At 66.1% G+C, this 14,955-nt stretch carries 8 protein-coding genes; 4 read left to right on the forward strand and 4 right to left on the reverse strand.

All coding sequences use genetic code 11. From position 1 onward, the window contains the following. Positions 1-759 precede the first annotated feature (759 nt). The 4 genes from J8F10_RS34905 to J8F10_RS34920 all read left to right on the forward strand — a co-directional run bounded on the left by J8F10_RS34905 (position 760) and on the right by J8F10_RS34920 (position 9,848). Positions 760-1,434, forward strand: coding sequence for a hypothetical protein (locus tag J8F10_RS34905; RefSeq protein ID WP_210662516.1), 675 nt, complete (start codon positions 760-762; stop codon positions 1,432-1,434). Positions 1,435-1,777: 343 nt separating this feature from the next. Then, positions 1,778-7,804 (forward strand): SdrD B-like domain-containing protein, encoded by a 6,027-nt coding sequence (locus J8F10_RS34910; protein WP_210662518.1) that lies wholly within the window; start codon positions 1,778-1,780, stop codon positions 7,802-7,804. Between the two features lie 259 nt (positions 7,805-8,063). Next, the gene (locus tag J8F10_RS34915; RefSeq protein WP_210662519.1) at positions 8,064-8,294 is read left to right on the forward strand and encodes a hypothetical protein; all 231 of its coding nucleotides are present in this window, start codon (positions 8,064-8,066) and stop codon (positions 8,292-8,294) included. Positions 8,295-8,516: 222 nt separating this feature from the next. Continuing rightward, positions 8,517-9,848: a UDP-glucose dehydrogenase family protein gene (locus J8F10_RS34920; RefSeq protein ID WP_210662522.1), complete on the forward strand. Its 1,332-nt coding sequence runs from the start codon at positions 8,517-8,519 to the stop codon at positions 9,846-9,848. Positions 9,849-9,917: 69 nt separating this feature from the next. On the opposite strand, the gene J8F10_RS34925 is transcribed toward J8F10_RS34920, so the two are convergent. The 4 genes from J8F10_RS34925 to J8F10_RS34940 form a co-directional block, all read right to left on the reverse strand. After that, complete coding sequence (locus tag J8F10_RS34925; RefSeq protein ID WP_210662524.1) at positions 9,918-11,057, reverse strand: serine/threonine-protein kinase; 1,140 nt, start codon at positions 11,055-11,057, stop codon at positions 9,918-9,920. A gap of 335 nt (positions 11,058-11,392) precedes the next feature. Next, positions 11,393-12,448, reverse strand: a complete 1,056-nt coding sequence (locus J8F10_RS34930) for an endonuclease/exonuclease/phosphatase family protein (protein ID WP_210662526.1) — start codon at positions 12,446-12,448, stop codon at positions 11,393-11,395. A gap of 81 nt (positions 12,449-12,529) precedes the next feature. Then, positions 12,530-14,137 carry an SIR2 family NAD-dependent protein deacylase gene (locus J8F10_RS34935; protein ID WP_210662528.1) on the reverse strand — a complete coding sequence of 536 codons (1,608 nt, stop codon included), beginning with the start codon at positions 14,135-14,137 and terminating at the stop codon, positions 12,530-12,532. Between the two features lie 40 nt (positions 14,138-14,177). Further along, complete coding sequence (locus tag J8F10_RS34940; RefSeq protein WP_210662529.1) at positions 14,178-14,933, reverse strand: SDR family NAD(P)-dependent oxidoreductase; 756 nt, start codon at positions 14,931-14,933, stop codon at positions 14,178-14,180. Positions 14,934-14,955 lie beyond the last annotated feature (22 nt).

A 14,955-nucleotide genomic window follows, 5' to 3' on the forward strand; every position in this document is an offset into this window, starting at 1 on the left:
CTTCCCCCCCGTGCAGAACAAGCCGGCTTGCCCCACCGCCCCGCTCCTCAGCGCCTTCCGGGAACGTTGACGGTCCGCGGAATTTCTCCGCACGGTGCAGTGTGGACGGGCTCCGAATCCTCTCTGCGAGCTGAACCGTGATTGTTGAGGCGCACCCGGCAGTAAATTGATGTGTTGCCAAAAAGTAGCGCGCCCACACCCGATCGTGTGCGACCCCGTTGGCTCAAACCATCACCAACGGTCGAATTCCCTTGTCCTGTAACGAGTTACACGAATCGATTCAGAAAGGGAGCCACAAATTGCATCTGCCTCTCATAGTTGCGACGTGCTCGAAAAATTCGCACCTCCCCCTTAACCTGCTCAAGTCGCACTTGCTATACTCACCCTCACAAGAGTGCCCCAAACACGGAATTTCAGCCCGCCGCCTGCTTGGCGCGGTAGCCCACCGGAGTTGATGCGCCCCAACCCGGCTCGCCCATGCCGATGCTAACGCTTCTTTCGAGCAGCCCCGCTGCTTTCGGAACGTTACTTCTCGTCGTGGTTAAGTTGTTGCACCCACCCGAATGTGTGGGATGTGGTATTCGGCGCGATTCGTTGCGGCCCCTCAACAGGCATACAACGAGTGTTGGCGACTGCCACACCGAACGGCACTCGTGCTTGGGTTCGGTGCGTCTGGAAAGAGAGTGCGGAGCGTGCCCCTCACGCCCGTACTTGATGTTGCGGCCCCGTTCCTGCCGATTTCCCGAGGAGGCTCGTCCAATGACCCACTTCCGAAACGTTCTGCGCGTGCTCGCCGCCGTTCTGGTCGGCACCGCCGTATTTGGAGCGCCCACTCGGGCGCAAGCCGGGTTCGCGATCCAGTACAGTCTGGACGGTGGGGCGTTCACCACCGTCAATAGCGGCGACACCGTTGACGGGCTGAAAATTACCGCGTCGAGCTACGGTGACCCGACGGTTTCGCTCCTCGACCTACACGTGACTGGTGTTTTCAAACCGGGCACCGTGGAAACGCACTCCATCGTTATCCAAGCAACGGTGACGGACCTCACCACGGCCCCCGCGCCCCAAACACTCACCACGAAGTTCACCGCCGGCACCACCACAGTGAACGCCGCCTACACCGGTCAGTCGTGGGTCGATAACGGCAACGCCGAATTCGGCATCCCGGGCACCATCACCACCGGAGCCTTGACCCCGGGCGACGGGATCACCCCTAACTTCGTCGGCAGTTTCACGGGCGTCCCGAAGTACTCACTGACGACGGAGATCCGCATCGATATTACCGGCACCAAGGACGTGAACATTGGCGCGGACATCGACAATGTAATCACCCCGACTCCGGCCCCCGCCGGGCTCGTCCTGATGCTCAGCGGGCTGCCGGTCCTCGGCATCGCGCGCCTGCGCCGCCGGAACCGCGCCGCACCCGTGGCGTAATCCCCGCGAGCCAGACCGGACCTCGAAGTCCCCTTGGTACCGACTCGCGTGAGCGCGAACCAAGTATTTTCCTGGCTCATTTTGCGTCTTGTTTGAGTCGGCCGTACCGACGGCATCGAAAGCTAAACCTTCTTTAGAAAATCGTGCCGGGAACCTGGGTCCGGGGAGCGCGTGCTCCTCGGAATCGGGTTTTCGTTGCCCGTGCGGCGCGCCGCTGGTTTCTATCGCTCCGCTTTTGGTTTTTTGGTTTTGAAATTCCCTTCGCGTGATCGGTCACGTGATCGGCCGTAGCACCCAATATTTGGCTCCCCCGAGTCCTCACCCAGATCCAGGAACCTCCGTCATGACGCCTACGTGGAAGACGTTCCTTTCGCGGCTCCACTCGACGATTTCCGGCACCGGGCGCCGCCCGATCCGGACGCGGCGCCCCAGGGCACTCGCCATCGAGCAACTCGAGGACCGGTTGGTGCCCGCGTTCGCGATACAGTTCAGTACCAACGGCGGCGCGACCTTCAGTGCCCCCGTTACCGACCAGGGCGTCGGCGACACCGACGCCCTGGTCGGTACCATCGGTGTGAACATCGGGGCCGTGACGATCGCGGCGTCGTCCCTGGGCTCGACCGGTGCCGCGTCCACGACACTGAATCTGGCCGTCACGGGCGTCGCGGCGGCCAGCGCGCACGACATCATTGTTCGAGCGAGCCTCAGCGACCTCACCACGACCCCCGCGCCTCAAACGCTCGTTTACAGTTTCACCGGTTCGACCCCGAGCGGGGGAACCGTGACCTCACAAACGTGGGTCGACGACAGCAACTCGCTTTTCGGGATGACCGGCGATACGACCGGGGCCAAAACGATCCCGGCGAGCGGCTCGCTCGTGGTCAGCGATACGGTGCCGTATTCGGCAACGACGCAAATCCACCTCGTTTTCAAGAACACGTTCCCGATCAACCTGAGCCTGAACAACCTCAACACGATCACCGCGAGCCCGGAACAGAAGGCCGAGATCCACGGAACGAAGTTCGAGGACGTGAACGCCAACGGCGTCCGGGACGGCGAAGCCGGCCTCCAGGGTTGGACGATCCAGCTCCTGGACACCACCAACAACATCCTGGCTACCACGCTCACCGCGGTCGACGGCTCGTACTCGTTCACCAACCTCACCCCGGGCATTTACCGGGTTCGCGAAGTGAACCAAGCCGGGTGGACCCAAATCACGGCGAACCCGGGCGACATCGGAACGGTCAGCGGCTCGAACATCACCGGTATCGACTTCGGTAACTTCAAGAACATCACGATCGCGGGTACGAAGTACACGGACATCACCGGGAACAGCTTCAGCTCCGACGACACCCCGCTCGCCGGGATCACCGTCAACCTGTTCCAGAACGGCGCCCTCGTCGCCACCACCACCACCGCCAGCGACGGGTCCTACTCGTTCGCCAACCAGGGCCCGGGTAACTACTTCGTTCAGGAACTCGTACCCGCCGGGTACACACAGACCGGGGCAAGCGCCGGGTACACCATCACCGCCACCAGCGGCCTCGTCAGCACCAACAACAACTTCGACAACTTCCAGCTCGCCAAGATCACCGGCAGGAAGGTCACCGACACCACCGGCAACGGCCTCTCCAGCGACGACACCCCACTCGCGGGCGTCACCATCAACCTGTACCAGAACGACGCGAGCGGCGCCCTCGTCGCCTCCACCACCACCGCGGCCGACGGCTCCTACTCGTTCGACAACCTCGCACCCGGCACGTACTTCGTCCAGGAACTCGTACCCGCCGGGTACCAGCAGACCGCGGGCAGCGCCGGGTACACCGTCACCGTCGGGGGCAACGGGCTACAGAGCGGCGGAACCTCCGCTGGCAACAACTTCGCCAACTTCAAACAGGTCACGATCACCGGGACCAAGTTCACCGACGTCACCGGCAACAGCTTCAGCAGCGACGACACCCCGCTCGCCGGGATCACCGTCAACCTGTTCCAGAACGGCGGCACCACCCCCGTCGCCAGCACCGTGACCGGGGCCGACGGCACGTACAAGTTCGAGAACCTCGGGCCGGGCACCTACTTCGTCCAAGAAGTCGTCCCCGCGGGCGCCACGCAGACCGGGGGAAGCGCCGGGTACACGATCGCTGCCACGAGCGGAACCGACTCCTCGGGCAACAACTTCGCGAACTTCTACCACGGCCAGATCACCGGTAAGAAGGTCACTGACCTCACCGGCAACGGTTTGAGCGCGGACGACACCGGGCTCGGCGGCGTCACCGTCAACCTGTACCAGGGCACCTCGACTGCCGGCGCGCTCGTCGCCACCACCACCACCACCGCGGACGGCACCTATTCCTTCGGGGACCTGGACCTCGGCAAGTACTTCGTCCAGGAAGTCGTACCCACCGGGTACGTCCAAACGGGCGGCAGCGCCGGCTACACCATCACCGTCGGACCTGGCGGCGTGGTCAGCGGGGGCACGTCTTCTGGTAACAACTTTGCCAACTTCCAGAAGGGATCGATCACCGGGACCAAGTACACGGACAAGACGGGTGACGGGATCACGAGCGACGACACGGGTCTGAGCGGCGTCACCATTAACTTGTACTCCGGCACCTCGACCGCAGGCGCGCTGGTCGCGAGCACCGCCACCGGCGCCAACGGCACGTTCAAGTTCGAGAACCTCGCACTCGGTACCTACTTCGTCCAAGAAGTCGTACCCGCAGGGTCCGTCCAAACCGCCGGAAGCGCCGGCTACGTGGTGGTCGTCGGGCAAGGGGGCGTGACCAGCGGCGGAACAGCTACAGGTAACGACTTCGCCAACTTCAAGCAAATCACGATCACCGGGACCAAGTTCAACGACATCACCGGGAACAGCTTCAGCGCCGACGACACCCCGCTCGCGGGCGTCACCATTAACCTGTACAAGAACGGGGGCGCAACGCCCGTTGCCACCGCCGTCACCGGCGCAGACGGCACCTACAAGTTCGAGAACCTCGCACCCGGCACGTACTTCGTCCAAGAAGTGCTCCCCGCGAACTCGGTGCAGACCGGGGGCAACGCGGGTTACACCATCACCGCCACTAGCGGCCTGAACAGCACCGGGAACAACTTCGACAACTTCAAGAAGGTGTCCGTCACCGGAACGAAAGTCACCGACAAGACGGGCAACGGGTTCACCAGTGACGACGCCGGGCTCGGCGGGATCACAATTAACCTGTACTCCGGCACCTCGACCGCAGGTGCGCTCGTTGGTAGCACGACGACCGCATCGAACGGTACCTTCTCGTTCAGCAACCTCGCACCGGGAACCTACTTCGTCCAGGAAGTCGTGCCCAGCGGCTACGTCCAGACCACCGGGACCAGCGGCTACGCGGTCACCGTCGGCGGGACCGGCGTGCAGAGCGGCGGGACGTCGGCCAACAACAACTTCGCGAACTTCCAGAAGGTGAAGGTCACCGGGACCAAGTTCCAGGACATGGACGGCTGCGGGTTCGGTTCGGACGACGTGGCGCTGGGCGGGGTTACGATCAAACTGTACTCCGGCACCTCGACCGCGGGTACACTCGTTGCCACCACCGTGACCGCTTCCAACGGCACGTTCTCGTTCGCTGACCTGGCCCCCGGCACCTACTTCGTCCAGGAAGTGGTCCCCGCCGGGTGGACGCAAACCGGAGGTAACGCCGGGTACGTGGTCACCGTCGGCGGCACCGGGGTCCAGAGCGGCGGCACCGCGAGCGGTAAGAACTTCGACAACTACAAGAAGCCGAACCCCGGCATCGACATCGAGAAGACCACGAACGGGCCGACCAACAGCAACCCGGTCGCGCCCGACTACGACAACGAAGATGCCGTGGACGGCGCGGGCGTGCCGATCCTCACCCCGGGTTCTTCCGTCACCTGGACCTACAAGGTCACGAACACCGGCGACGTGGCGTTCACGACCAGCCAGATCGCCATCGTGGACGACAACGGGACGCCGGGCGTCGCGTCCGACGACCTCTCGATCGCCAACGGGAAGATCACGCTCCTGAGTAAGACGGGCAACGGCGACAACGTTCTGGACCCGGGCGAAGTGTGGCTGTACAAGGCGACCGGTACCGTTCAGGACTTCTCGGTCCCGGTGTCCGGCTCGTCCGTCTCGTTCGACTTCTCGGGCAACAGTTCGGTCAGCGGGACGGCCGGTAACGTCCGCTCGTTCACCTCGTCCGGGGTGTCGGTCAACGCCAGCGCCTTCAGCCGGGACAAGACCACCGGCGCCTGGTCCACTGCGTACCTGGGCAGCTACGGCGGCGGCTTGGGCGTCACCGACACCAGCGAGAGCGGGAGCAGCAACTCCCACACGGTCGACAACAGCGGGCGCGACAACTACGTGCTGTTCGAGTTCTCCGAAAACGTCGTCATCGACTCGGCCTTCCTCGGCTACGTCGTGGGCGACAGCGACCTGACGGTCTGGATCGGCACGAAGACGGGCGCGTTCAACAGCCACCTCGCGCTGAGCGACGGCCTGCTGGCGAGCCTCGGATTCACCGAGGTCAACCTGGGCGGGTCGAGCACCCGGACCGCGAACCTGAACGCGGCCCTGCTCGCGGGCAACGTGCTCGTCATCGCCGCCAAGACCGGCGACTCGGACGACAATTTCAAGATCGAGACGCTGTGCCTCCAGAAGGTCAAGCCCGGCGTTTACGAGAACAAGGCCACCGTTACGGTCCCCGGGGCCAGCGACAGCGACCTCAGCCACTACAAGAACCCGCCCGCCGTGGTGGGCGGGTCGATCAGCGGCACCAAGTACCTCGACGTGAGCGGGAACGGCCTGAACAAGACGGCCGGCACCAACTCCCCGGCCGACACGCCGCTCGCGGGCGTGACCATCTACCTCGACCTGGACAACGACGGCCGGCTCGACGCGGGCGAGCCGGAGACGGTGACCGACGCGAACGGGAACTACCTGTTCACGGGCCTGGCCTCGAAGACCTACTACGTCCGCGAGGTGGTGCCCGAGGGCTACATCCGCACCGGCCCGGTGCTCACGGACAACTACGCGGTGTCCGTCTCCGCGGGCAAGAGCTACACCGGGTACGACTTCGCCAACGCCGAGGCGTGCGACACGTGCGTGGAAAACACGATCACGTGTGTGACGTACACGATCTGCCACACGGACGGTACGCGCGAGACCGTGAGCGACCTGCGCGGGCGCACCCGCGAGGGCGACCTGATCACCGTCACTTTCAAGATCAACGTACCGACCGGGAAGACGCAACAGGTCACGTTCGTCAGCTACACCGCCCCGGGCGCGGACTTCGACGCGAACACGGCGAGCCAGCAGAAGATCTACGACCTGGACACGGACGAGTTCGGCCCCGGCACCCACACACTGACGGTCCGCGTCCCGAACTGCTACTACCAGGTCGACTTCGTCTGCGGGTTCGCGATCGACAAACTCGGGCCGGCGAACAGCAACATCTTCTACACGCCGCAGAAGCGCCTGCTGAGCGCGGACAATGGCGGGGACGATTGTTGCGACAACGCCGGCACGATCAGCGGGTACAAGTTCAACGACGCGGACGCCGACGGGGTGTGGGACAACGGTGAGAAGGGGCTCTCGGGCTGGGTCGTCTACCTCGATGGTAACAACAACGGGCGCAAGGACTCGTGGGAAACCGCGACCGTCACCGACGCGAACGGGTACTACAAGTTCAACAACCTCGCCGCCGGGAACTACCGGGTCCGCGAGGTCCAGCAGTCCGGGTGGGTACAGAGTGCGGCCCCGGCCGATCTCGTCGCCCTCACCACCGGTCAGAACAAGACCGGCGTGAACTTCGGGAACGTGGCCGGGAGCACGGTGTCGAGTTGCGACACGGCCTCGATCGACTTCTGGAACTGTTCGAGCGGCCAGAACCTGATCAAGGCGCTCAACGGCGGGTCCACGAAGACCGCCCTGGGCAGTTGGCTCGCGAGCAACTTCTCGAAACTGTACGGGTCGTCGAGCAGCTACAACCTGAGCGGCAAGACGAACGCGCAGGTCGCGTCCTACTTCCAGACCCTGGCCGGGAAGTCGGACAAGCTCGAGGCCCAGATCCTGGCGACCGCGCTGGCGGTGTACGTGACCGACTCCGACTTGGCCGGCGGAACCTACGCGCGGTCCTACGGGTTCACCGTCACCACCACCGGCATCGCCAACGAGTTCTACAACATCGGCACCAACGGTTCGCTCTTCGGGGTCGCGAACGGGGGCGTGCGGACCGTCTGGCAGATCCTCGTAGCGGCCAACAACTCCGCGACCAGTGGTCTCGCGTGGAACGGGAACTCGACGGCCCGCGCCGCGGCCCGCACGCTGTTCGCCGGGCTCAACGACGTGGGCGGCATCGGGTAGTCGCCCGTAGTAGTACGAGCCGCGGCCCGGGTCAGCGGGCCGCGGCACGAATCGCGGGGCGCGGGGCATTGGTGCCCCGCGCCCCGCAGTCGTTTTACTTCGCCGCGGATCACGGGTCGCGCGCCGTTGTGCGTTCTTTCGTCCGCCACTTCGCGAGCGAAACGGATTCGCTCGAACACCCACAAACTTGGTGCCCGGCCGTTTCGAGTCGGTTATAACGGTGCAAACCCCCGCCCCTGGTTAGCCCACCAACGCCCGCATGCCCTCAACTGCCTGTCTCTGGATCGGCCTCGGTGCCCTCCCGTTCGGCCTCTGGGTCGCCCGGCGCCTGCTCCTCGCCGCCGGCGCGAGCCGGTGCCCGCGGTGCGGGTCGAAGTTCTATTCCGTGCCGGTGTGCGGCGACCGGCGGTACGAGCGCTGGCACTGCCGGGCGTGCGCCCGCGACTGGGACGAGCGCTACGACGAGTGGGATCCCCGCGAGCCCCTCTGACGGAGCCGCGCGAACCGAAATCGCCCGCATTCGCAGCGATTCTGGACCGCGCGGTGGCGCCCGTGGGTGAATCGATTCGCGCCGCACAGGAAGCGCCCCGGGAACCGCTGTTGACGGGCGGAACGGAGCCGTCTTAAATTCCCTCTTCACCGCGCGACTCGGACGGTCTCTTCTTGTTTGTGGAGAGATCGGCGCTCCGAGTACACCTGGAGCGAACCCACTGTGAAAGTCGCGATCATCGGAACCGGGTACGTCGGGCTCGTCACGGGCACGTGCCTCGCGGAGAGCGGCAACGACGTCGTTTGTGTGGACAACAATCCCAAGAAGATCGCGGTTCTGCAAACGGGCGGGATCCCGATCTACGAACCCGGCCTTCAAGAACTGGTCGCGCGAAACGCGCGCGACGGGCGCCTTTCGTTCACCCCCGATCTGGCCGCGGCCGTGCGCGCCGCCCGGCTCGTGTTCATCGCGGTGGGGACGCCCCAATCCGACGAGGGCGACGCCGACCTCACGGCCGTGTTCGCGGTCGCCGACGCGATCGGGGAGGCGCTCAAGGACGTGCCGCCCGGGGCACCCGGGGCGCGGGTCGTGGTCACCAAGAGCACGGTGCCGGTCGGGACCAACGCGAAAGTCGCCGAGCGGTTGGCGGCTAAGGGGTGCGCCCACGTCGACGTGGCGAGCAACCCGGAGTTCCTCAAGGAAGGCGCCGCGATCGAAGACTTCATGAAGCCCGACCGGGTGGTCGTGGGGGTGCGCCGGTCCGAGGCGGCCGAGGTGCTCCGGGAACTGTACGCCCCGTTCCTGCGCACCGAGCGCCCGTTCCTGGTGATGACCCCGGAATCGGCCGAGATGACCAAGTACGCGGCCAACGCGATGCTCGCGACCAAGATCAGCTTCATCAACGAGATGGCGAACCTGTGCGACCGGCTCGGGGCCGACATCAACGACGTGCGCAAGGGCATCGGGCACGACCAGCGGATCGGGTTCCAGTTCCTGTTCCCCGGCCCCGGGTACGGCGGGTCGTGTTTCCCCAAGGACGTGGAAGCGATCATCGCTATGGGCCGACGAACCGATTTGCCGCTCGAACTGATGCGGGCCGTGGACGCCGTGAACGACGCACAGAAGCGCGTGCTGTTTGAAAAGGTCCGCGCGCACTACGCCGAGGAACTGGCGGGAAAGACGCTGGCCCTGTGGGGCCTGGCGTTCAAACCCCGGACCGACGACATCCGCGAGGCCCCGGCACTCACACTCATCGACGCGCTGCTCGAAGCGGGAGTGAAAGTTCGGGTCCACGACCCGGAAGCAACGGCCAACGTGCGCGAGATCTACGGCGACAAGTTGCACTACGCCGATCGCCCCTACGGGGCGCTGGAAGGTGCGGACGGGCTCGTGGTCGTGACCGAGTGGGCCGAGTTCCGCAACCCGGACTTCGAGGTGATGAAGCGGCTCCTGGCCCAGCGGGTGATCTTCGACGGCCGGAACGTCTACGATCCCAAATTGCTCCGGCAACTCGGGTTCACCTACTACGGCATCGGGCGCGGGGCGCGCGTATGAGGGCTCGATGTGCGGGGTGTTATGAGTACCCCGACTACGATCGGCGCGACCGCCGAGACGGGAGCGCTACTAACCCGCGCTCGGACCGATTTGCTGAGCGACTTCGGGTTCTTCGTGGAGTTCGGACTCGGTCGCCGCGGGTCCGTCGATCGTGGGGAGCGTGGGAAGCGTCGGGCACGTGGAGATGTGAACGATCGTTTCGTCCGCGGCCTTCACGAGAAGGGCCGCGAACGGGGCCAGCGCTTCGGCCGCGGCGAGCGCGGACGGGAACCGGCCCTTCGGCTCGCGCGCCAACAGGCGCCCCACGACTTCCGACAACCCCGTGGGCAAATCGGGGCACAGTTCGCTAATCGGGCGCGCGTTCTCGGTCACGCGCCGCAAGGCCCGTGAGACGGGCGTGCCGCCGGTGAACGGCACTTCCCCGGCGAGCAAGTGATACAAGGTACAGCCCAGCGCGTACTGGTCCGACCGGCGGCCCACACTGCGCGCGTTCAGCACCTGCTCGGGTGAGGCGTAGTCCGCGGTGCCGACCAGCCACCCGGCCTGTGTCAGCGCGTCGCCGTCCGCGTCCGGGGCCACGCGGTCCTTGACCAGCCCCACGTCTAACAGCTTCACGACCCGCCCGCCCTCGGCGAGGCTCACGTTGCCCGGCTTGACGTCGCGGTGAATCAGCCCGCGCTCGTGCATGTGGTGCAGCCCCAGCGCGGCCTGGCGCGCGTACTCGCACACGTGCCCGACCGGGAGCCGCTCGCCGGACGCGATCACCTGCGCGAGGTCCGGGCCGGGCACGTACTCCATCACGAGGTAGCACGCGCGGCCGATGACGCCCGCGTCGTAGGCGTGGACCACGTTCGGGTGGTCGAGGCGCCCGAGGGCCCGGACCTCGCGCAGGAACCGCGCCCGCCCGCGCCGGTTGTCCCGGCGGTCGGGGCGCAGCACCTTGATCGCGGCCGGGCGCCCGAACGTGCGGTGGCGGGCCAAGAACACTTGCCCCATGCCGCCCTCACCGATCCGGTCGACGAGAACGTAGGAGCCGACGATCAACCGCGGCCCGTGCCCGCGGAGCAACCAGCGCCCTTGGAGCTGCGTCAGCCACTTGCGGCGGACGAACTCGGCTGTGAGCTGCTCTTCGCACGCGAACTGAGCGCGTAAACCATCGAGATCCGCGCAGCGCTCGGGGGCGAGCAGGGCCAGTTGATCGATCAGCACAGACAGGGCGAATCCTCACGCAGGGTGAAGGTGCGGAACCGAACCAAACCAGTTTTGGGTTGAAAGCGGCTGAGCAAATAACAAGCCGGGAGACAACAAACGGGCTGGGCGCTCGGCGGATTCAACACGTACCGGAACACTCATGAATTTAACGGGTCCGCGCACACTGTCAATGCGAACCTGTCCAAGTACGAACATCCGAGTGATTGGCGTGGAGAAATGAGTTCTTGGAACGTGGTCGGGGACGAGGGCCGTTCATCTCCGCGCGAAAAATAATCACCGATTCGTGCCGCGCGTAAACGCGGTCGGCTCGGGCTGTGAAAAGGGGAGACTTGTTACGGTAATTTCGATTCGCCGGCCGGCCACGCGACGTCGGCGATGACCGGTCGGTGCGGCGACCCGATGGGCGGGCCGACCCAACATTCGAGCGCGTGCCCGCCGCTGCCGACCAAAATGTGATCGATGCGAACCGCGTTTACGCGCACAATAAACGTGTGCCCCCACCCCCACCCGGCCGATGTGAAGGCGCTCTCGTACCCGCCCCAAACTTGACGGAAGATGTCGCTGTGCGGGGGCGTATTGAAGTCCCCCGCGAGCACGACCGGGCCGTCCACTCGTCCGGCCCAATCCGCAAGGTTCCGCGATTGAATCCACCGCAATTCGCTGTTCGCGAGGATGTTGTTCAGACCGAACGTGTCGCCCTTGGCCACCTCACTCAGCCCGTCCCGCGGACTGGCTAAGTGGACGCTGAAAAGGGTGACGGCCCCCGCCCGTGTGTCCAGCGCGTAGCGCGTGACGGACCCCTGGGTACCGGCGGACTGGTTCCCGAGCGACTCGGCGCGGCGAATGGGGTAACGGCTCGCCAAAAAGTGCCCGCTGTCGCGGTGGACGTGCCACTCGGGACCGATCAAAACCTCGGAGTGGTTCTTCGAGTTCCACTCCTGAAGGACCACGACATCGGGGCGCGCCTCAGTAACAAGGCGGTCCAGAGGGCCGACGGGAATCCGTGAGTAATGCGCGTTGCACGTGAGCACGCGGACCCGCGGACCCGCGAGCGCGTCCGCACTCGCGCTGGTCCAGGGGACGCAGAAGCCCGCCACCGGGCCGGCCGTGACAAGAAACGCGGGCGCCAGCGTTCGCAGCGCCCGGCGGTGAAAGATCGCGGCGACAAGGAGGAGCGTTCCGGGGAGAAGGGCCAAGAGGTGCAGCGGGGCGAACATCACGACGGTAGCCGCGGGCCACGAATCGGCGGCCCGCAGGAGCCCCCACAAACCGACCGACAACACGAGACAGCCCCACCCGCCGACCGCAATGAGTCTGCGCCAGAGCGCGGGTCGAGGTGTTGGCGTGGGAGCAGAATCGAAATACCGCGTCGGGTCACCGGAAGGCATGTTCATCATTCCGCTCAGCGTGGTACCGGGGCGGGGACACGCAATACTGAGAGCGACGGCGCCCGACTTCGCACGGGCATTTTAGTCGCCACCGAGACCGCTGGCGAGAGCGCCGTCGGGCGGCTCCAACCCCAGCCCGCGGAGCAATCGTTCGATCTGCGGCCACGCGACCGTTCCGCGGACCGCGCTCGCACCGGCCCCGGTCACGTCCCCCACGAACCGTACCAGTGCGTCCCGCAACTGGCGCTCGCCCGGGGTCAGCAGCGAATCGAACCGTTCCCCGACCAACAGGTGTGCCGCGTCCCGCGTCCGGGACACCAAATAATCGAGAAACACTTCCAACCGCCGGGCGGCTTCGGGCACCGCGAAGTTCGCCGCGGCCTCCGGCGCATCGGCCATGCGCACGCGCCGAATGTCTTGTTCCCAGAGCACCTCGGCCAGACCGCCCGCGCCGAGCGAGAGGGCCGTTCCGAAGTGCCCCGGCGGTCGGTGCTCGCCGCGCAAGCGCCGCACCGCGTCCACGATCCGGTGGAAGTTGTCATCGGTCATCGAGAAGCCGACGAACAGCACGTGCCGCGTGACCAGGAACGCTTGAACCATCCCGCTGAGAGCCGGGAGCTGCTCGTCGTAGCGCGTGTAACTGGACCGCGTGAGCACGACCCGATCCGGGTCCGAGAGGCACCCGTGCATCTTCAGGAGCCAGCGCCGGCCGTCCGGCTTGATCGCGCCGGGCAGCACCGACAACCCGTCGGGGTCGGACAGCGCCCAGGCGTCCTCGAACAGTTGGTCGTAATTGGTGGTGATCGCTTCGCGAACCGGGAGCGCGGCGAGCAGCGCGTGCGCGAGGGCGTAGTGCCGGCGCGGGCCGAGTGCGGCCGCAACCGTTCGGCCGATCGTACCCCCGCGGGCCTTGAGGCGCCGTTCGACCACGGTCGCCTGGTCGAGCGCGTTCCGCAACTCGGCGAGTGCCGCCCGCTCGTCGCGCGACATTTCGGCGTGAACCGCGAGTTCATCGAGCAACCCGCCCCAACCGGGAAGGCCGGCCGCGATGCTCACCCCCGCACCGAGAAACAGCGCGAGTTCGCCCCGCAGAGCGTGCGCGGCCAATCGCTGCGCCTCGGTTCTCAGCGGCTCCGTCAGATCGGTCGGCCAGTCGGCCCGGCGCACGCGCTCGGCCTGCGCTGCCGCGTGACTGGCCGCGTCCCAACAGACGAGCGCGACATCGAATTCGCGCCCACCGGGAAAGGTCCGCGCGGCAAACGCTTCCAACTCCGGGAGAAGCGCTTGCACGATCTCCCCCGCTCGCGCAGCCCCTCCACCGAGTCCCGTACCGACGACCGGCAGCGCGAGCAGCGACCGGGCGCGGCCGAATAGTGGGGGTAGGTCGTTCGTGGTGATTTCGTTCGCGGCGGCGTTGAGGAAATCGGCCGCACCGGTGATGTACCAGGACACCGGTTGCCCGCCGCGGCCGATCCAACCCAACCACGGTTGCGGGCGGTTCGGCGCGGGGGCGATCAGCGGTTGCGCGCGGCTCTGATCCTCGGCGAACCGGCGCCCCTCGCGCGGGCCGGTGTAATCGGGCAGGAACCACTCGTGCCCCGGCCGCGCGCTGCGACTGCACGGAATCAGCCACGCATCGCAAGCGAGGCGCCGAAGGTCACCGCGAACGATGAACACGTGACCCGGCATCGGTGGCCCTCCGCGAATCCGCACGCCCTCGACCCAAAAATCAGAGCCGGATGCCGCCGGACACGTCGAGCCACGTCCCCGTGACCCAGCGCGCGTCGTTGGAGGCCAGGAACGATGCGGCGTCCGCGATGTCCTGCGGTTCGCCGATCCTGCGGAGGGCGGTCGCTTGCTCCTCCTGGCGCTCCTCTTCCTTGGTTTTACCGCTCTTTTCGCTGTTCATGTCGGTCCGCGTCGAACCCGGAGCGAGCACGTTCACGCGAATGCCCTTCGGCCCCAGTTCGGTCGCCAGCACGCGCGTCATCACGTCGATCGCGCCCTTCGTGGCCGTGTACACCACCGCGCCGGGGTACGCCATCCGGCTGATCGCGCTGCCGACGTTGATGATGCTCCCGCCGGCCGTCATCAGTTCGGCCGCGTGTTTGACGCAGAGCAGGTACCCGCGCACGTTCACATTAAAGTGTGCGTCGATGGATTCGGCAGTTACGTCTGCCAGGAACGTGCGCTGCATGATCGCGGCGTTGTTCACCAACACGTCGAGTCGCCCGAACGCTTTCGTCGCGGCCGCGAACAGACCGGGGATCTCGGCCGGGTTCCCGACGTCCGCTTTCACGGCGATCGCCGCACCGCCGGCCGCGGTGATCGCGGCAACGACGGCATTGGCTTCGGCTTCGCTCCGGGCGTAGTTGACGACTACTTTCGCCCCGTCCGCGGCCAACCGAGTGGCGATGGCCGCCCCGATCCCGCGCGACGCTCCGGTAACGAGTGCGACCTTCCCGGCCAGCGGTTTGTCCGACATGAATGCTCCTGTAACGTGCGTG

The organism is Gemmata palustris (assembly GCF_017939745.1).
Taxonomy (GTDB): Bacteria; Planctomycetota; Planctomycetia; order Gemmatales; family Gemmataceae; genus Gemmata; species Gemmata palustris.